This window comes from Acidobacteriota bacterium, assembly GCA_016716905.1.
Lineage (GTDB): Bacteria > Acidobacteriota > Vicinamibacteria > Vicinamibacterales > SCN-69-37 > SYFT01.
In genome coordinates, this window is the sequence record JADJUS010000004.1 from 1,775,298 (window position 1) to 1,794,700 (window position 19,403).

General features: G+C 64.6%; 18 protein-coding genes. 12 read left to right on the top strand and 6 right to left on the bottom strand.

All coding sequences use genetic code 11. From position 1 onward, the window contains the following. Positions 1 to 3: 3 nt before the first annotated feature. Genes IPL75_11935 through IPL75_11945 form a run of 3 tightly spaced genes read right to left on the bottom strand, consistent with a single transcriptional unit; the run spans position 4 to position 2,846 of the window. On the bottom strand, positions 4 to 1,047 hold the full coding sequence (locus tag IPL75_11935; GenBank protein MBK9240946.1) for a DUF3810 family protein: 1,044 nt from the start codon (positions 1,045 to 1,047) through the stop codon (positions 4 to 6). After that, positions 1,044 to 2,312 carry an NAD(P)/FAD-dependent oxidoreductase gene (locus tag IPL75_11940; GenBank protein ID MBK9240947.1) on the bottom strand — a complete coding sequence of 423 codons (1,269 nt, stop codon included), beginning with the start codon at positions 2,310 to 2,312 and terminating at the stop codon, positions 1,044 to 1,046. The genes IPL75_11935 and IPL75_11940 overlap by 4 nt, the downstream gene beginning before the upstream one ends. 6 nt (positions 2,313 to 2,318) lie before the next feature. After that, the gene (locus IPL75_11945; GenBank protein ID MBK9240948.1) at positions 2,319 to 2,846 is read right to left on the bottom strand and encodes a hypothetical protein; all 528 of its coding nucleotides are present in this window, start codon (positions 2,844 to 2,846) and stop codon (positions 2,319 to 2,321) included. Between the two features lie 23 nt (positions 2,847 to 2,869). On the opposite strand from IPL75_11945, the gene IPL75_11950 reads away from it, so the two are divergent. Further along, a complete protein-coding gene (locus IPL75_11950) occupies positions 2,870 to 4,912 on the top strand; it encodes a molybdopterin-dependent oxidoreductase (protein MBK9240949.1) in 2,043 nt (680 codons plus the stop codon). A gap of 76 nt (positions 4,913 to 4,988) precedes the next feature. On the opposite strand, the gene IPL75_11955 is transcribed toward IPL75_11950, so the two are convergent. Next, a complete protein-coding gene (locus IPL75_11955; protein MBK9240950.1) occupies positions 4,989 to 8,087 on the bottom strand; it encodes a PD40 domain-containing protein in 3,099 nt (1,032 codons plus the stop codon). Here IPL75_11955 and IPL75_11960 point away from each other — a divergent pair. The 11 genes from IPL75_11960 to IPL75_12010 are packed head-to-tail and all read left to right on the top strand — an operon-like array spanning position 8,052 to position 16,638. Then, positions 8,052 to 8,342 (top strand): oxidative damage protection protein, encoded by a 291-nt coding sequence (locus tag IPL75_11960; protein MBK9240951.1) that lies wholly within the window; start codon positions 8,052 to 8,054, stop codon positions 8,340 to 8,342. The two genes, IPL75_11955 and IPL75_11960, sit on opposite strands and share 36 nt — an antisense overlap. Positions 8,343 to 8,378: 36 nt before the next feature. Continuing rightward, positions 8,379 to 9,893, top strand: coding sequence for an MFS transporter (locus IPL75_11965; GenBank protein MBK9240952.1), 1,515 nt, complete (start codon positions 8,379 to 8,381; stop codon positions 9,891 to 9,893). A 6-nt stretch (positions 9,894 to 9,899) separates the two neighbouring features. After that, on the top strand, positions 9,900 to 10,646 hold the full coding sequence (locus IPL75_11970; GenBank protein MBK9240953.1) for a hypothetical protein: 747 nt from the start codon (positions 9,900 to 9,902) through the stop codon (positions 10,644 to 10,646). A gap of 19 nt (positions 10,647 to 10,665) precedes the next feature. After that, positions 10,666 to 11,121: a hypothetical protein gene (locus IPL75_11975; protein MBK9240954.1), complete on the top strand. Its 456-nt coding sequence runs from the start codon at positions 10,666 to 10,668 to the stop codon at positions 11,119 to 11,121. Between the two features lie 2 nt (positions 11,122 to 11,123). Further along, positions 11,124 to 11,516, top strand: coding sequence for a hypothetical protein (locus tag IPL75_11980; protein ID MBK9240955.1), 393 nt, complete (start codon positions 11,124 to 11,126; stop codon positions 11,514 to 11,516). A 5-nt stretch (positions 11,517 to 11,521) separates the two neighbouring features. After that, positions 11,522 to 12,205 carry a hypothetical protein gene (locus tag IPL75_11985; protein ID MBK9240956.1) on the top strand — a complete coding sequence of 228 codons (684 nt, stop codon included), beginning with the start codon at positions 11,522 to 11,524 and terminating at the stop codon, positions 12,203 to 12,205. Further along, positions 12,202 to 13,020, top strand: a complete 819-nt coding sequence (locus tag IPL75_11990) for a TPM domain-containing protein (protein MBK9240957.1) — start codon at positions 12,202 to 12,204, stop codon at positions 13,018 to 13,020. The genes IPL75_11985 and IPL75_11990 overlap by 4 nt, the downstream gene beginning before the upstream one ends. 22 nt (positions 13,021 to 13,042) lie before the next feature. Continuing rightward, positions 13,043 to 13,621: a LemA family protein gene (locus tag IPL75_11995; protein MBK9240958.1), complete on the top strand. Its 579-nt coding sequence runs from the start codon at positions 13,043 to 13,045 to the stop codon at positions 13,619 to 13,621. Further along, positions 13,618 to 14,112 carry a DinB family protein gene (locus IPL75_12000; protein MBK9240959.1) on the top strand — a complete coding sequence of 165 codons (495 nt, stop codon included), beginning with the start codon at positions 13,618 to 13,620 and terminating at the stop codon, positions 14,110 to 14,112. Before IPL75_11995 ends, IPL75_12000 begins: the two co-directional genes overlap by 4 nt. Further along, positions 14,109 to 15,647 (top strand): hypothetical protein, encoded by a 1,539-nt coding sequence (locus tag IPL75_12005; protein MBK9240960.1) that lies wholly within the window; start codon positions 14,109 to 14,111, stop codon positions 15,645 to 15,647. Before IPL75_12000 ends, IPL75_12005 begins: the two co-directional genes overlap by 4 nt. Further along, positions 15,637 to 16,638, top strand: coding sequence for an alpha/beta fold hydrolase (locus IPL75_12010; protein MBK9240961.1), 1,002 nt, complete (start codon positions 15,637 to 15,639; stop codon positions 16,636 to 16,638). The genes IPL75_12005 and IPL75_12010 overlap by 11 nt, the downstream gene beginning before the upstream one ends. A gap of 57 nt (positions 16,639 to 16,695) precedes the next feature. On the opposite strand, the gene IPL75_12015 is transcribed toward IPL75_12010, so the two are convergent. Both IPL75_12015 and IPL75_12020 read right to left on the bottom strand, forming a co-directional pair. Continuing rightward, positions 16,696 to 17,988 (bottom strand): amidohydrolase family protein, encoded by a 1,293-nt coding sequence (locus IPL75_12015; protein MBK9240962.1) that lies wholly within the window; start codon positions 17,986 to 17,988, stop codon positions 16,696 to 16,698. 114 nt (positions 17,989 to 18,102) lie between these two features. Continuing rightward, complete coding sequence (locus IPL75_12020; GenBank protein ID MBK9240963.1) at positions 18,103 to 19,380, bottom strand: aminotransferase class V-fold PLP-dependent enzyme; 1,278 nt, start codon at positions 19,378 to 19,380, stop codon at positions 18,103 to 18,105. Positions 19,381 to 19,403 lie beyond the last annotated feature (23 nt).

The window sequence follows — 19,403 nt, forward strand, 5'->3', positions numbered from 1 at the left end:
GCCTCACCGCATCGCCGTCAGCACGCGGAGCACGCGCGAGTAACTCTGCACACCGTCGGCCACACGATTTGAGCGTAGATATCCATCGTAGACCTTGAACGCCGTGTCGCGAACCACGGGCTGCTGTTTGGTGAGCCGTGCGGTCAGCGCATCCAGATCACGAATGACGCCCGGGTCGAGTTGCGCGCGAACATCGCGCCAGACCGGCCGAGGCATCGCGCCGGCCGTCTCGATCACGACGAAGAAATGAGCGCTGTAGGCGAGGTCAGGGTCGCCGAGTGTGCAGGCGAGCCACCCCACGGCTGAGGCATCCGCCTCGTCCGCAAACCCCGCCAGGTGCGCCCATTCGTGGGCCAGCACCATCGGCCGCTCAAACGGCAACAAGTCAGGGTGCACAATCGATTCGAGCACGAGTGGATTCACCATGCCCGTCACGCCGGCTGCCGTGAAGAACGGCGTGAGCACAACGGATGACTTCGGCCGGCCGGTCGCCGTCGCCGGCATGCCGAGACGTTGCAGTGCCTGCTGGAACGGACCGGCCAGACGCGCGGCCACCGAGGCGTACGACCGATCTCCCCCGCCCTCATCAGGCGGGCGTGTCACGCGGGATCCGATCACGGCCGCATCAGCCAGCGCGCGAATGTCGGTGGCCGAGACCGCCACACTCGTGCCGCCGCGCAGAGTGGTTTCAAGCGGCACGCGCCGGTAATTGAGGCCCCACACCGCCAGGAACACCAAACCGAGCAGCGCGCTGGTCCGCAACAGGCGACGTGTCAGCTCCCACAATCCAGACACGATGCCGCGCTCACGAGATCGTGTGAAGGCTCCCACTAGGAGCCACAACACGTAGACGACCGCCGCCACGAGCAGCACATCGATGATCGCCCAGCCCACCTGATTACTGGCGCCGGTCACCATGCGCTGCAAGAGTGGGTAGAGGCGGCGCGAGTACACAGCCTCAATCAGCCCAGAGGGCCACGGCATGGCCATCATCGCCAGCGCGAGCAGCGAAACCAACCACCAGCCGCGCACGCGCACGCGGCTCATGGCGTTTCTTTCGGCGGATCGGTGATTAGCCGCACCGCACGTTGGTAGGTCAGGTACGACACCGCCCACTGCAGCAGCACTGAGAACCGGTTGCGGAACCCGATGAGTTGCATGAGGTGGATGAACAGCCAGGCAAGCCAGGCGGGATACCCCTTGAGCTTGATCCACCCCAGATCACCGATGGCCGAGTGCCGGCCGATCGTGGCCATGTTTCCGTAGAACCGGTAGCGGAACGGTGTTCGCGGGTGCCCGTCGAAGATCGCGACGGCGTTCCTGGCCGCATGCACACCTTGCTGCATCGCCACCTGCGCCACCCCCGGCAGCGTCTGGCCGTCTTCGGTCCGGAATGTGGCCAGGTCGCCAATGACAGAGACTTCGGGATGACCAGGGATCGTGAGGTCCTGATTCACAATCACTCGCCCGGCGCGATCAAGCGGCACACCCAGTGACGCACCGAGAGACGACGCCATCACGCCGGCGGCCCACAGAATCGTGCCGGCTTCGATCACCTCGCTGCCCACATGCACGTGCCCGGCATCGATGCGAGTCACGGCGCTGCCGGTCCACACCGCAACGCCCAGCTTCTCAAGCGCGCGCCGGGCGAACGTCGGAAGCGGCGCGGGATAGGTCTGCAGGACCTCGGGGCCGCCTTCCACCAGGATGATGCGCGCCGCCTCTGGATCGATCGAACGAAAGTCGTTCACGAGCGCGTGCCGGGAAATTTCTGCCAGCGAGCCGGCCAGTTCGACACCCGTCGGCCCGCCACCCACCACCACAAACGTGAGCAGTCGCCGCTGCGCCGCCGCATTGGGCTCCCGCTCCGCCAGCTCAAACGCCGTCAGCACGCGCGCGCGAATGGCCAATGCGTCTTCCAGTGTCTTGAGTCCGGGCGCGTGAGGCTGCCAGTTGTCGTGACCAAAATATGAATGTGTGACGCCGGCCGCCACAATGAGGGCGTCGTACGCCACTTCGTGAGGGCCGTCAGCCAGATGCACCACGCGGCGCTCCACATCGATGCGCGTCACGTCGGCGAGCCACACCTGCGCATTCCGCTGGCGCCTCAGAATCCATCGGATGGGCGACGCGATGTCGCCCGGCGACAACGCGGCCGCAGCTACCTGATACAGCAACGGTTGAAAGACGTGGTGATTCTTCCGGTCGAGGACCACGACGTTCACGTCGGCGCTCGAGAGCGCTCGGGCCGCGTTCAGCCCACCGAAACCGCCGCCGATGATGACAACCCGCCGCCGCGACTTCTCTGCCATCACCGATCAGTGCACCTGGGTGGCGCCGATTCCGGTCAGATACACCACGGCCACAGCCACCAGCCAACCGAGCAGGCAGACCAGGATGGCCCTGAACGTATCGTCGTAGTCGAGCGCCTGGCGCACCGCGACAAACGTGGCGGCGATCACCCAGCATCCGACGAGAAATGGGACGAAGAGCCCAACCACCGGAACGATGACCAGCAAGCCAAACACGCCCGGGGCCTGCGCGAATCCGACCGTCCGCAGCAACTGCCCAAGCGTGGCTTCGGTGTCCTTGCCCGGCAGGATCCGGGTGCCGATAAACCACAACACCGCCGAACCGGCCAGCCAGCCTGCAAGCGCCTGCAGCGCGCCTTGCACAATCAACCAGCTGCTGCCGATCCCGAAGTACCACGCCACGCTGGTCGTCATGCTGGCCACCACCACCACGAGGGCGGCTTGTGGCGTGGCTGTCGCGTCGTGCTCCACGTCTTCGTAGGTGTCGGCTGAAAGACGCACAGCGCCCATGAGGCGCCGTTGGAAGCTGGCCATGGCTCATCGTACACTCATCTTCCATGGCCGACACCGACGTCAGACCGCCCGCCTCCTGGGGGCGCTCCACTGTGCATACCGCCTGCCCGCTTGATTGTCCCGACTGCTGCAGCCTGGCGGTGACCGTGGAAGGCGGCCGCATCCAGAAGATTGACGGCAGCCACGCAGCGCCGTCCACCGACGGTTTCATCTGCGGCAAGGTGCGCAAGTTCGACCAGCGGGTCTATTCATCTGAGCGCGTGCTTTATCCCGCCGTGCGACGCGGGCCCAAGGGCCGTGGCGACTTCACCGTGGTGCCGTGGGCCGAGGCACTGGACCTGGTGGCCGAACGCATGCAGCAGGCGCGTACAGAGTTCGGCGCCGAGTCTGTGCTGCCGTTTTACTACGGCGGGTCGAATGGCTTTCTGACAAACGACCTGGAAGACGCCCGGCTGTTTCGCCAGTTTGGCGCGTCGCGGCTGGCGCGCACCGTCTGCGCCGCGCCGACAAGCGCGGCCGCCACCGCGATGTACGGCAAGATGGCCGGCGTCTCCTACGAAGACTACGCCCACGCCAAACTCATCGTCGTCTGGGGCGCAAACCCACCGGCCTCGGGCATCCACCTGATGAGCCACATCAAACAGGCGCAGAAGAATGGCGCGCGCCTGGTCGTCATCGACCCTCGACGCACGCCGCTGGCACGCACCGCAGACATCCACCTTCCAGTGAAGCCGGGCACCGATCTCGGCGTGGCCTTGTCACTCATTCGCGACTTGTTCGAGTCGGGACGCGCGGACCGCACGTTCCTCGATGCGCACACGACGGGCGCCGACAGCCTGCGGGCGGCCGCGGCGTCATGGACCTATGCACGGGCGGCCGCTGTCGCCGGGATCGACGAAACCCAACTGCGCCTCCTCGGCGACTGGTACGCCAACACATCACCGGCGGTGATTCGTTGCGGATGGGGCCAGGAGCGCAACCGCAACGGCGGCGCCGCCACGATGGCGATTCTTGCGTTGCCGGCCGTCGCTGGAAAGTTCGGCGTGCGCGGTGGCGGTTACACGATGAGCAACTCGGCCGCGTACGGCCAGGCCGCCGAGAGCTGGATCAAGTCGCCGGCGCCGGAGACTCGCGTGGTCAACATGAATCAGCTTGGCCGGGCGTTGACCGAATACAACGACCCTCCCGTGAAGGTGCTGTTCGTCTACAACTGCAATCCGCTGGCGACGATGCCCGACCAGAACCGGGTGAAGCGCGGTCTCGAGCGCGAAGATCTCTTCACCGTAGTCTTTGAACAGACGATGACGGACTCCGCCAAATACGCCGATGTCGTGTTGCCGGCCACCACCTTTCTGGAGCACTACGACCTGGCCAGGGGGTACGGCGCGTATCACTTCCAGATCGTCCAGCCGGTGATCGAGCCCGTTGGCGAAGCGCGTCCGAATCACGAAGTGTTCCGTGAACTCGCCGTGCGACTGGGACAGCACGAGGCTGAGGAAGACCCGCTCGGCCAGACCGAAGCCTTGCTTGAGGTGACGGCGCAGTTGCCCCGAGAGATCGCCGCCATCATTGGCGACGGCGGTGTGGCCCGTGGCCCCGCCAATGGCGCACCGATTCAGTTTGCGGACGTCCACCCGAAGACGCCCGATCAGAAGGTGCATCTGTTTCCCGAGGACCTGCCCACCACTGCGGGCCTCTATGCATTCCAGCCGGACCCGGCCACCGACGCCTACCCGCTCGCACTGATCTCGCCGGCAAGCGCACACACGGTGTCGTCCACGCTCGGAGAATTCCGTCCCGGCATTGCTCGGCTGAAGATGCACCCCGACGACGCGAGACCGCGCGGGATCGAAGATGCCGACCCGGTGCGCGTGTTCAACACACTCGGCGAAGTCTGGTGCGAAGTTACGATCACGCCCGAAGTGCGCCCCGGCGTCGTGTCACTGCCCAAGGGCCTGTGGGCGCGCAGCACTGAAAACGGCGCGTCGTCAAATGCGCTGGTGCCCGACACGTTGACGGATCTCGCCGGCGGCGCGTGCTTCAACGACGCAAGGGTGGACGTGGCCATTCGCAAGGTCGTGAACTAGGAGACGACAAAACGACCTCTGAGGTCGTTTCGCCAGCATCGCTCATCGAAACGACCTCAGAGGTCGTTTTGGGTACCTAAAATCCCTGAACGATCCCCAGTTGCCACTTGAGGGGACGGCCGACGCGATCGATGGCGCGTGAGGCGGCGAGTTCGAGCGTGAGGAAGCCGAAGATGTTGGCGCGCAGGGCGGCGCCGTAGCTGCGCACAAGATCGCGGTCACCGCCAAAGAGTGTCGGCTTGGAGCCTGCCGACCACGCGACTCCAGCATCAAAGAACGCGGCGATTTCCAGCGGCACGTACGACCCGTAGTCCATCTCCCCACGGAACAAACCCAGCAGAGGCGCGCGCACTTCCGCATTCAGGATCAGCACGCGACTGCCGGCGAGGCGATCGAACACGGCACAGGTCGTCCGTTCAAACGCGCCGCACTCGCCCGGCTCAAACGCCCCGAAGCCATACCCGTGCACAAACGACTGGTGGCCGGCGTAGTACTTGGCGAGTTGCACGTTTTCGCCGTCGCGGCCGTACCGCCCGATGTGGAGGCCGCGCACCGCGAACGTCACCGGTCGCACCGGCATCGAATAGCGCCGCCAATCCGCCACCGCCGTGGTGAAGTGAAGTGAGCCACGCGTGTTCCGGACCTCGAAACGTGAGCGGGCGCCGAGGATCGGGCTTGTGGCGCCAAAGAACGACGTGTCATGCACGATGGCCGCACGCACTTCACCCAGATGCAGCGAATCGGCCAGCCGTTCGTTGGAGTCTGATCGGCTGATTTCCGTCTGGCCCTCGATGTCGTATACCCGTTCGCGCACCTGCCGCTTGAAGGCCACCGTATTGGCGCTGCCGGCAATCTCGAACCGCGTCGATCGACTGAACGGAAACGCGGCAATGAGTGAGCCGCCTCGGTAGATCTGCCGGTTGATCACTTCCCGGACTGTGGTGGTGGTGCCGTCCTCACTGTCCACGAATTCGAGGTATCCGGATCGATACGGCTCGGCGCGCAATGACGCAGCCCAGTTCCATCGGTGGCGCCGATTGATGTAGGTGAGCCCGGCGCCCAGGTCGTCCACGTTGCTGTCCACGGCCGCGTCCACAGCAAGCACGCGATCGCCCAGCATGTCGCTGAACAGCGCGGCGATCGAACCTCCGCCAAATCCTCCGAACGAGTTGACGCCGGCATACACCGTGGGCTGACTGACCACGTCGAGTGTGAGCTTGCGATCGTACACCGTGCTCTCGCCCACCGGCCCCTGAGGCGGAAGGCCCGGCACGGGGTCGCCCAGCAACCGTGCGACGTCACCGGTGGCGCGGCTCATCAACGCGAGCGACGGGACGTCGGGGGTAATGCGCGCCGCCTGCCGAGACGCCTCGGGCGGCACCATGGCCACCGCGTCCTTCTCGTCGAGTACATACACGGCATGACCGTCGCGCTCAAACACGCTGAACACCCATCGGCCCGTCTGCGGTGCCGAGGACAACGCCGGACTCGTCGACGTGATGCCCGCGACGCCGGTGGCAAACGCCGTGAGGCGCGATACCGGGCCGCCGTCAATGGCAATCTGATAGAGATTGCTCACGCCATCGGGGTCTGAGATGAACGCGATCGTCCGTCCATCGGCGCTGACCTGAGGGCTCAAGTGTTTGCCCTGCAAGAACGCCTGAATGGGTTGAACCTCGCGCGTCTCGATGTTGACTCGCGCCAGCCTGAGTGCGCCAGGCCTGAGCAACTCCAGGTCCGTGCTGAACCGCTCCGTCACAAACACGATGGTCTTGCCGTCGGGCGTGAAGATGGGCTCGAGGTCTGCGAATGGATCTGATGTGAGCGCTGTGGCTTCGCCCGTGGTCAGGTTCACCAGGTACAGATCGGTCAGCCCTCCGCGGTTGCCGCTCACCACGAGCGACTGGCCGTCGGGCGCCCACGCCGGATTCATCGCATCGTCCAAATCCGGCAACACGAGCTCACGAATGATTCGCGCGTTGGTGGGGTCCACAAACGCCAGCACCGGTCTGCCGCCGCGAACGGCGGTGATCACAAACTGCCGGCCGTCGGGACGCCAGGCGCCGGCGGAGTTGAGGAACTGGAGGCTGTCGAAGTGTGGGTCGGTGGCCGACTCCACGAGCTTGCGCTCGATGCGGCCCGTCTCGGTGCTCGCGAGATAGAGATCGATCGAAAAGCGATCTTTCTCCGAAAAGAACGCCACCTGCTTTCCATCGGGGCTGACGCGCGGCCCGATATTGATGCGCCCCGCGCCGTTGTCCTCACTGATGAGCAACCGGGGCTCGCTCGTGAGCGACGGCAGGTCGGCCTGCATCGCCTGAATCGTCTTGCGAATGGACGTGTGCCAGGCTTCCGTCAGCGCGTCGGGGTCGGTGCCCAGTTGCAGGGCAAATCCCGTCATGTCAAACCGGGGGTTGGCCGCCGATCGCAGCAGCGACGCCACCGCGCGGTCCCCATACGTGGCGCCGATGTAGGCCCAGAACGCGTGGCCCCAGCGGTACGGAAACAACCGGGGGTTATCCAGGTCTTTCACATGCGGCAGACGCTCGCTGATGGCCGCATCGCGCAGCCACATGGCCGTCTGGCCATCCACGGGGCCGATCGAAAGGTACTCGGCCATCCCTTCGGCAAACCACAGCGGATATTGCAGAATGCCCGGCAACGTGAACTCGGACTCGCGCGGGTCGGAGCCGGTCATATCGAACTGGAAGGCATGCACCAGTTCGTGCCCCAGCACATGATCGGTGTCGGCGAGTGAGCCCGCCATCGGCAACACGATGCGCCGCTTCAGCGCTTCAGTGGCGCCGCCCGTGCCTTCGCCGACAAGGCCCTCGATGGCGTTGGTCTGGCCGAAATGCGCGGGCGCCGCATACAAGATCAGGGCCTGCCGGCCCCGCAGGTTATGACTGAAGAACCGCGTGAGCCGCCATCGCCACCGCTCGGCCATGCGGCCGACGATGGCCGCGCTTTCGGCTTCTTCGGGATAGTAATAAACGTCGAAGTGTTCGGTGGCGAGTACCTGGAACTTGAAGGAGCGGTACTGGACTTTGTTGCGACCAAAATACTGGGCCTGCGCCAGGGCCGGCAGGACGAGCAGGATCAGGATGACCGCCGCCAGGGTGTAAGATGCGGACGGCCTATGACGCCTGACGAAATTCCGCCACGCACGGTACATTGCGTGAAACTCCTTCGTGACCTTCCCGCTCTGCCTTCCCCTCCCTGGCCCGGCGAACTCGGCCGGCGCATCTACGACCAGGTCTCGGCCGAAGCCTGGGCCATGTGGGAAGAGCAGATGAAGATGATCCTCAATGAGTATCGCCTGTTGCCGTTTCAGAAGGAAGCGCAGCAATTGGTGGCGAAACACATGGAGGAGTATTTTTTCGGCACCGGCGCCGCGGCCCCGCCCGGCTTTGTGCCCGAACCGAAGTAATATCCGCCAGCGCAAGCCTTTTGGAAGGACTGACACGTGGCAAGCACCGACACCTCATTCTTCGGCCACCCGCGTGGCCTCTCCACCCTCTTCTTCTCCGAGATGTGGGAACGCTTCAGTTATTACGGGATGCGGGGATTCCTGCTCCTGTACATGGTGGCGACCGTTGAAGACGGCGGGTTGGGCCTCTCTGTCCCCGTGGCCACGGCCATCTACGGCACCTACACCTCAGCCGTCTACCTGCTGAGCCTGCCCGGCGGGTGGCTCGCCGACCGGCTCATTGGGCCGCGGCGCGCGGTGCTCTACGGCGGCATTCTCATCGCATCCGGCCACTTCTCACTCGCGTTCCCGTCCACGGCCACGTTTTATCTCGGCCTGTTGCTCGTGGTGCTGGGCACGGGCCTCCTCAAGCCGAACATCAGCGTGATCGTCGGCCACCTCTACGAGCAGAAGGATCTGCGGCGCGACGCCGGATTCTCGATCTTCTACATGGGCATCAACCTGGGTGCCTTCATTGGTCCGCTCATCACCGGTTACCTCGTGCAGAACGCGGGCTTCCGTGGCTGGCTGACCGGCATGGGCATGGACCCGAATTCTGCCTGGCACTGGGGCTTCGGCGCAGCCGGCATCGGCATGACCCTGGGCCTCATCCAGTACATCGCGTCGGGCCGCCTCCTGGGCCAGGCCGGCATGGACCCGTCACCCGCCAAGTCCCCGGAAGCGTTTGCGCAACTCAAGCGCACGGCCACGATCTGGTTCGCTGTCTTCGTGGTGGCGCTCGTGGGCCTGGGCCTCGCGATGTCGGGCGGGTCGCTCACGATCACTCCGGAGCAGGTCACCAATGGCTACCTGTACCTCCTCATCGCCGTGGTGGTCGGGTTCTTTTCCTGGCTGTTCATGGGCAATACCTGGACGACGGAGGAGCGTGGGCGCCTGTGGGTGATCACCGTCATGTTCGTGGCGGCGGCCCTCTTCTGGTCGGTGTTTGAGCAGGCGGGTTCCACGCTGAATCTGTTTGCCGTGGACAAGACCGACAACACGCTGTTTGGCCTCGCCTTCCCAAGCGTCTGGTTCCAATCCCTCAACGCCCTCTTCATCGTCGCCTTTGCGCCGGTGTTCGCGTGGCTGTGGGTGAAGATGGGCGACAAGCAGCCGGCGAGCCCGGTGAAGTTCTCGTTCGGCCTGATTGGCGTCGGACTTGGGTTCCTGGTCCTGGTGCCTGCGGCGAACCTGGCCGCCGGCGGGCTGGTGAGTCCGCTGTGGCTGTCGGCAACATATCTCGTTCACACCTGGGCGGAATTGTGCCTGAGCCCAATCGGGTTGAGCTCAATGACCAAACTCGCGCCGACGCGAATTGTCAGCCTGATGATGGGCGTCTGGTTCCTTGGCGCATCGGTGGGCAACTACATGGGCGGTGAAATGGCCGGCCTCTACGCGTCGATGCCCCTGCAGAACCTCTTCGGCGTGGTCGGCCTCTTCGGCATTGTGGCCGGCGTCATCATGCTGGTGTTCTCAGGCAAGCTCACGAAGATGATGCACGGCGTGAAATAGCGGCTCGTGGGCCTCAAGAAGTACCAGGAGAAGCGGAACTTCGCAAAATCGCCCGAGCCGAAGGGTGATGAAACAAAGGCGCTTCGCCGCAAGAAGACGAAGACGCTCTTCTTCTGCGTCCAGAAACATCTGGCGAGCCATCTGCACTACGACCTGCGGCTCGAACACCAGGGCGTGTTGATGTCCTGGGCGGTGCCCAAGGGGCCGTCGCTGGATTCGAAGATCAAGCGGTTCGCGCAGCAGGTGGAGGATCATCCCATCGAGTACGGCACGTTCGAAGGCGTGATTCCCGAAGGGTACGGCGCGGGCATCGTGATGTTGTGGGATTCGGGAACGTGGACACCCGAATCGCCGGATGTGGACGCCGCCCTGGCGAAGGGTGACCTCAAATTCACACTCGACGGCTACAAGTTGAAGGGGTCGTGGGTGCTCGTGCGCACCCGCGGCTACGCCCGCGAGGGCCAAAAAGCGGCGGGACCGAGTTGGCTGCTGATCAAACACAAAGACGAGTGGTCCGGAGACCTGGACATCGCGGAATTTGCGCCCCTGAGCGTCAAGTCTGGCGAGGATTTTCCTGCCATCATGGCCGCACAGGATCCCGAGTTGTGGCTGACCAACCGGCGCGCCGCCGGGGGCGCCACCGGTGCTATGCTTCAGAGGATTATCGAACAGGCGGCGGAGTTGAAACTCGCCGAACTGCAGAAGAAGAAAACACCGCCACCCGGGCGCCGTGCCCGCACAACCAAAGCCTGACCCGAGGAGAGGGTTTGTCATGAAGCACTCAATCACCGCCGCCATCGCCGTCGTCGTACTAGCCGGAGCCGCAACGCTGTCCGCCCAGGCTCCGCCTGCTACGGCGAAACCTGCGCCACAGGCGGCAGCGCCGCAGACCGCCGCGCCCACCGCCAAAGCACCGGCATCACCGGCCGGCAAGTGGGTGGTGAACCTTGAGAGCCCGCAGGGCGCGATGGCGCTGAACCTTGAAGTGAAGCTGGACGCCGCGAACAAGGTGACCGGCACCCTTGATGGCCCGTCGGGCCCCTCCCCCATCGCCGGTGAGTGGAAAGAGGGCGTGCTGGGCTTCACGATCAGCATCGATGCCGGCGGCACGGCAATGGAGATTTACTTCGAAGGCAAGCTGAACGCCGAAGGCAAGATGACCGGCACGATGGCCGCCGGCGACATGGGCAGCTTCCCCTTCACCGCCGACCGCGCGAAGGGACTGTAACCATGTCGCGTGTGCTGGCTGCGCTCCTTGTCATTGCCGGAGCGACGACCGCGGCCGCCCAACAGGCACCGGCGGCCACAACCCTCACGGGCAAGTGGCAGATGACGCTGGAAATGGAAGTGGGCACGTCGAGTCCGGTGCTGGTGTTCAAACAGGACGCCGATAAGCTGACGGGCACCTACACCGGACGCTACGGCGAATATCCACTGGTCGGCAAAGTCGACGGCAAGAAAGTGGAATTCGTCGTCACGATCAACGCCGAAGGCACCGAGACGCGGATGGCCTTCACCGGCGAATTGACGACCACGCCCACCGGCGATGTCCTTCGCGGCGGTGCCGAACTGGGTGGCATGGGCCAGGCCACCTGGCTGGCCAAGCGCGAGATCAAGAAGTAGACCGTATGGAACTCCCTGCTGCGGCCAGGCAGGCAATGGCCCGCCTGGCCGCAGACCTCACGCGGGTGTTCAGCGACCGCTTCGTCGCCCTGGTGGCGTACGGCCCCACACGCACGGCGGCCTTCGCCCGCTCGATACACGCCGACGACCTCGACGCGCTCACGCCGCTGGCCGACCGCTGGCAGCGCGAGGGTCTGGACACGCCTCTGCTCATCACGCCTCTTGAGTTCGAGCGATCGCTCGACGCGTTCCCGCTCGAATACCAGGCCCTGCTCGACCGGCACGAGGTGATTGCCGGCGAGTCGCCCTTCACCAACGCGCGCCCGTCAGAAGCCGATCTCCGGCGCGCCTGCGAAGTGCAGGCCAAAGCGTTCCTCATTCACCTGCGCCAGGGCTGGATTCAGGCCGCAGGACACGCACACGAGCAGGAACTGCTGCTGGCAGAGTCAGCCGCCCCACTGCGAGCGCTCCTCGCCAGCGTGGCGCAACTGCAGCACGCGAGTCATGCGACAGACGCAGACATCGCGGCGTTTGCCGGACAGGCCACGGGCGTGCCCGCGGACCTCGTCGCCGGCATCCTTGCGCTGGAACAACATCCAGAGGCGGCCGGGCGTCTCACATCGCGCCTGGGCGAGTACCTGGGAGTGGCCGAACGGCTCTGGGCTCATGTAGACGGCTGGCGCGCGTGACCCCTGCCTGTGCCGCCGTGCGCCGCCTGGCGCTTGTCGCCGCGTGTTTTTTCTTCATCTTTTCGCCCGCAGCCGCGCAGGCTCAAGGGCCGCTGCCGACGCTGACCGCGCCCGTCAACGATTTTGCCAACGTGATCGACGCTGGGTCCGCCGCCGAACTTGATCGCATCATTCGCGTGTTGCAGACGACGACCGGCGATGTGGTGGTGGTGGCCACGATCGACACCTTTGCGCCGTACGCGACGATTGAAGAGTACGCGACACGCCTCTTCGAGAAGGCCGGCATTGGCACCCGCAAAGCCGACAGCGGCGTGCTGATGCTGGTGGCCGTGCAAGACCGCCGCGTCCGTATCGAAGTGGGCTACGGCATCGAGGAGTTCATCACCGACGGTTTTGCGGGCGACACGATTCGCACCCAGATGCTGCCGGCATTTCGTGAAGGCGGCTACGGGCCTGGGCTCGTCGCCGGTGCCACCCGCGTGATCACGCGAATCGCCCAGGGTCGTGGTGTGACGTTGCCCAATGTCGTGGCGGCAGCCCGCCCGCGGTCGGAGCCAAATGGTGGCATCCCGATTGGCGTGGTGATCCTTTTTCTCGTCCTGTTTTCGCTGATGGGCCGCTTCGGCGGGTTCGGTGGATTGGGTGGCATCGCCGCCCTGCTGCTGCAGAATCGACGGGGCCGGCGCAGCACCTGGAGTGGATGGCACGGCGGGTCCGGCGGATTCGGCGGCGGGTTCGGGGGCGGCGGCGGTGGCGGCTTTGGCGGATTCGGCGGGGGACGATCCGGAGGCGGCGGCGCGTCCGGCGGATGGTAGCGTATGAGCAGGAGTTTCGACAATGCGGACAATTACTGAGTTCAAGCGGCTGGTCATGACGATGTTGGTTGTTGGCGCCATTGGCGCCTCGGCCTCGGGCTGTTCATACAACCGCTTCACCACGCAGGAAGAAGCGATCAAGGGCCAGTGGGCGCAGGTGGAGAATCAGCTGCAGCGCCGCAGTGACTTGATTCCCAACCTGGTCGAAACCACCAAAGGTTACGCGCAGCAGGAAAAGGACATCTTCATCGCGGTGGCCGACGCACGCGCGAAAATGGCCGGCGCGACTACGCCGGCACAGAAGATTGAAGCAGCCAACCAGGAAAGCAGCGCGCTCGCACGCCTGTTGGTGGTGGTGGAGAACTACCCGCAGTTGAAGTCGGATGCGATCTTTGCGCGGCTGATGGATGATTTGGCCGGCACCGAAAATCGGCTGGCTACCGAGCGTGGGCGCTACAACGATCGCGTGCGCGAGTACAACACGGACCGGCGGAAGTTCCCCGGCAACATCACGGCCAAAATGTTCAGCTTCGTGGAATACCCGTACTTTGAGGTGGCCGCCGACGCGAAGGCGGTGCCGAAGGTCAACTTCGGGAAATGATCCGCGACGTCCTTCTGGCCGAATTTGATCACGAAATGGCGGTGACCCGCCGGCTCCTCGATCGATGCCCGGCACAGTTCGACTGGACGCCCCATCCGAAGTCGTTCACACTCGGCTCGCTGGCCACCCACCTCACGCGCCTGCCGCGGTGGGGCGAGTGGATTCTGTCCCGCGACACCTACGACCTCGTGCTCGACCACGCCGCTTCCCCACCGCCCTTCGCTACGCTGCCTGAGGTGCTCGACGCGTTCGACCACAACGTGCGGGTCGTCCGAGCGGCGCTGATTGCCACAAGCGACGCGGAACTGGGAGCGCCGTGGTCACTGCGCCGGAACGGCACCACACTGCTGACGCTGCCCCGCATGTCGGCATTCAAGACGTTTGTGGTGAATCACACCATTCACCACCGCGGGCAGTTGACCGTGTACCTCCGTCTGCTGGACATCCCACTGCCGGCCATCTACGGCCCGTCGGCCGACGAGCCCATGTGAATACGGCCACAAAGCTCGCTGGCGTGCTGGTGTTCGTCGTGCTCGCCACCGCCAACAGTGGCGGATACCGCTATGGGGTGTCGGACCAGGCCTTCTATTTGCCCGCAGTCAACCATCACCTGACGCCGGAGCTGTTTCCGCGCGACGCGCCGCTGCTTGATGCCCAGGCGAGGCTGATTACATCCGATGAATTGATGGCGGCAGCCGTGAAGACAACCGGCCTGTCACTCCCCATGGTCGCGGCCATTCTGTACGTGCTGACGCTGGTCCTGTTGATCGCGTCGGCGGCAGGGTTCACCCGCGGCCTTGGATACTCATGGTGGGCGGTCACACTGTTTGGGATTCTGCTGACGTTCCGTCACCGCATCGCCAAGACCGGCGCCAATTCGCTTGAAGGCTATATGCACCCGCGCGAGATGGCATTTGCGATCGGCATCGCATCACTCGCCTGCCTCGTTCGCGGCCGCCATGCGCTTGCCCTGGGTCTGGTCGCTGCATCCGCCGTGCTGCACCCCACCACGGCCGCGTTTTTCGGCTTGGTGGTCGGCGTCGCGGCGCTTGATCGGTACGTAGCTCGGCCTGGGTCGTACGTAGCTCGGCCTCGTCCGAACGTTGCTCGGCCTGCTCCTCAAGGCCGAGAGACTACCCGCGCGCTTGGCCTCATCGCCGCGGCGGCCGTCCTCCTCGCCGCCGTCGCCCTCTGGGCACTCGTGTACGGCCCCCTCTCGGGCCGCCTGGGGACCATGGATGCCGAGTGGTTGCAGGTGTTCGCCGAGAAGGACTATCTCTTCCCCGCCCAGTGGCCGATCGACGCGTGGCTGATCAACCTGGCCTACCCGGTGATCATCTTCGCGATGTGGCGCGCGCGGGTTCGCCGTGATCTGGCGGGGCCAAATGAGCGCGGCCTCGTCATCGGGCTGATGGCGTCGGTCGTCTTTTTCCTCGTGTCTGTGCCGTTCACCATGGCTGAGGTTGCGCTCGCTGTGCAGTTGCAGATCACGCGTGTGTTCTGGATTCTCGACTTCGTGGCCATCGCCTCGATCGCGTGGTGGCTGACGCAGTCGCGCCGCGTAGCGATGGTGGCGATTGGCGTGTGTCTGGTCGGCTCGGCCGCGCGCGGATACTACCTGCTCGAGGTTGATCAGCCGGACCGGCAACTGGTGCGCCTCAACCTGCCGGATACGCCCTGGATGGACGCAATGCGCTGGCTCGAGACACAACCCTCACACTGGCATGTGCTTGCCGACCCAGGCCATGCGTGGAAGTACGGCATCAGCGTCCGGGTCGGCGCCAACAGGGACACGCTCATCGAATCGGTCAAGGACAGTGCGATCGCGATTTACGATCGCACCATCGCCATGCGTGTGGCCGACCGCGTGTTTTTCACCAACGATTACGATCAGATGTCCACGGCCAGGGTGCGTATGCTCGACGAGAAATACGACCTTGACGTGGCTGTGGTGACGGCCGGCAGCGCGCTCGATCTGCCGCTGCTCTATCGCAATGCGGAATTCGCCATCTACGATGTTCGCTGAGTCGTCGTTTGTCCCCGCGCGCGGGTTGTCGGCGGGCCACGTCATCACGATTTACGCGTGGGCGCGAGGCCGCACCTATCCTGGCCTGCCCACACCCGAGACGCGCCTGATTCGTGTGGATGCCGAGAGCCAGGTGCGCGCGGACTGTTACTGGCAGCACGAACGGACCACGCGGCCGACACTTCTGTGTCTCCATGGCCTGGAGGGGTCCTCCGAGAAGCACTACATGCGCGGGTTGGCCCACAAGGCGCTGCGCCGCGGCTGGAACGTGGTACTCCTCAATCAGCGCAATTGCGGCGGCACCGAACACCTGACGCCCGGGCTGTATCACTCGGGGCTCACGGCGGACCCGATCGCGGTCATCCGGGCGCTTGCCTCGGCCGAAGGGCTCAGTCGGTTTTCGGTGGCGGGATATTCGCTGGGCGGCAACATCGCGATCAAGCTGGCGGGCGAACTGCCGGACCATCCCGATCTGCCCGTCGTGTCGGTGGCTGCGGTCTGCCCCACCATCGACCTCGCGCTCTGTTCCGAGGCGCTGCAGTGGCGACAGAACCTGTTGTATCAGTTGAACTTTCTCAAGGGGCTCAAAGCGCGTATGCGCCGCAAAGCTGCGGCCTTCCCTGGTCGCTATGACCTCGCGCCACTCGACCGCATCCGCACCATCCGCGAGTTTGACGACACCTACACGGCGCCGGCGCATGGCTTCGGCACAGCGGCGCGGTACTACGAACTCGCCAGCGCCCTTCGTGTGGTCAACCGCATCGCGATCCCGGCGCTCATCATCGCGGCACACAACGATCCGTTCGTGCCCATCTCTCAGTACCAGGTGGCCGACATCCGCAACAACCCCAACGTCCTCGTCAGCCTGCAGCGCCACGGCGGCCACTGCGGCTTCGTCGGCCGCCCAACCGCCGACAGCGACGGCTACTGGGCCGAACAGACCGCCGTCGACTTCGTGTCGCGAACGGCGAGTCGCCAAAACGACCTCTGAGGTAATTACCGTAGACAATGAGTCGGGAATTACCTCAGAGGTCGTTTTGATTCTCGCCTACCGCACGCGTTTGCCGTTCTTGATCACCAGGTCCACGTCCTGCAGCAGGTTGATGTACTTGAGCACGTCGCCGCGGACGGCGATGATGTCCGCGTACTTGCCGGGCGTGATGGTGCCGACGTCGCGGTCTTTTTTCATCATCAGCGACGGCCAGTAGGTGGCGCTGCGAATGGCTTCCATCGCCGGGATGCCCATTTCGCGCACCCACACATCGAGTTCGTTCCAGGTGGACTGGCTGTGGAAGTTCATCGGGATGCCGCTGTCGGTGCCGATGAGCAGCGTGGCGCCGGCTTCGCGTAGCTGCGTGACCTTGCGCTTCAGCGTCGGCTTGCGCGCCGGCGTGAGCTGGAAGTAGCTCAGCTCTCCCGGCTTGCGCAGTGACTGGCGGATGTCGGCCACGATGTCGGCGCCAAGGCCAAGCGTCCACGACGGGTCGTCGAGCATCTCGGGGTTGTCGCGCTGATATTCATAGTTGAACAACCCCTGCACGGTGGGTGTCCAGAAAAACGGCCCCATGCTCATCTTGGCCGACCGCTCGCGAATCATCGCGATGATGTCCTCAGGATACTCGGGCGCCGTCGCCAGGCCGGTGTGTTCGAAGTTGTCCACACCGAGCTTCATCCCAAGGCGAATCTCCTGCGGCCTGTGGGAGTGGCCGATGACAGGCAGGCCATTCGCATGGGCCTCATCGATCACAGCCTTGACCTCGACCTCGGCCATCTGGTCCTGGTCGATCAGCTTGATCACATCCACGCCCGCCTTCGCCAACTGCCGCACCTTCGCACGGGCATCGTCTACCCCGTTGACGCCCCAGCGAAAGTCTTCGGTGCCCGGGTATGGCTCATGTTGGATGAACGGACCCGAGACGAACAGGCGCGGGCCGGGCATTTCGCCCCGGTTGATCGCGTTGCGCACATTGATGCTCGGACCGAGCGGACCACCGAGGTCACGCGCTGACGTCACGCCGGCCAGCAATAGCTGGTGGGCAGACGACGGCATGATTTCTTTTTCGAAGCGAGCGGGATAGGTCTTGTCCCAGTGTGTGTAGTCGGAGTGCCCGTTGATCATGAGATGCACGTGCATGTCCCACAGGCCGGGCAGCACAGACATCCCTTCGGTGGAAATCACTTCGGCGCCCGCCGGAACCGCGAGCGTGCCCACCATGCCGACGGCCGTGATGCGCTCGCCGGACATCAGCACCACGCTGTTGTGAATCGGCACGCCGCCGAAGCCGTCGATGAGCGTGCCGCCGACCAGCGCCGTCACCCGCCCGGCTGCCTGGCGCGGCATCACGTCACCAGGACCGAACGCGTCCACGCCTCGGCCCGATGCCCCTGCCAGCACAAGCCCCACAGCTGCCACCCCCATCACGAGTGTTTTCATGGTGGGCATGGTAGCAAAGACTCAGCCGCGCGCGATGGCGCCCAGGGCGGTGACCAGCGCGTCCAGGTCGGCCGTGGTGGTGAAGAGTTGCGGTGTCACACGCACGCCCTTGACCGGGCCGGTGTCGATGGCCACCGTGAAGATGCGATGGTTATCGAACAGCGTCGTGGCCAGTTGCTGCGGCGTCAGGCCGGTGACGCCGACGTTGGCGATCGCGCACGCGCGGTTCCCCGTGGGTGTGTTGAGGTAGACCTTCGGCATGCCGCGCACCTTGTCGGTCCAGTACTGCTGCAGGTATCTGAGTCGCGCTTCCTTGCGGGCCGGTCCCACCATCTTGTGGAACCGGATGGCGTCGCTGATGGCGAGCACGGTCCAGATGGGCTTGGTGCCGCTCCGCTCGAGTTTGCGGATGTCGTCCGCAGGTCGAGAGGTGTCGCCAAACAGCGGCCAGACGTCTTTGATCTTGTCCTTCCTGACGTGCAACAGGCCGGCGCCCAGCGGCGTGCACAACCACTTGTGCAGGCTCACGCCGAGGAAGTCGCCGTCCAGATCGGGAATTTTGTAGTTCACCTGCGCGAAGGAGTGCGCGGCATCAACAATCACCGGGACGCCGCGCGCGTGGGCCATCGCCGCAATCTTCTTCACCGGCATGATGTGGCCGGTGATGTTGATCATGTGCGAGACCAGGATGACCTTGGTGCGTGGCGTGATGGCGCGCGCATACACATCGACAAGCTCCTCGTCGCTCTTCGGGTGCAGCGGCACATCCACCTCGATGCACTTCAGCCCGTGTCGCTGCCTTTCCTGCCGGAACTGTTCGAGCATCGAGCCGTAGTCCTGGTCGCACATCACGGCCTCATCGCCGGGGGCGTAGGTGAGGCCGTGGATGACCGTGCCGAGCGACTCGGTGGTGTTGCGTGTGATGACCAACTCGTCTTCGGGCACGCCGGCCAGATCGGCCAGCTCTCTCTTTACGCTGGCCACTTCGCCCAACATACGTCGACGCATGAACCAGGACAGGTTGTTGTTGATGTCCTGGGTGTACCTCGTGAAGGCCTCGAATGTCGGGGTCGGCTGCGGGCTGGAGTAGCCGTTTTCCAGATGCACGTACGCGGTGGGCACAGGAAAGACACGACGAATCTGATCCCAGAACGCCTCTTCAGTGGCCGCACCCTGCGGACTCAGCCCGACAAACGGCTCGAGTCGGCCCTCCATGGCGTCGAGCGTACGTGGACCGAGCAGCGGCACAGCGGCGGCCGCTGCAGCCATTCCCAGGAACCGGCGTCGGGTGGTGGTCATCGCCGCTGATTATCCATTAAGAT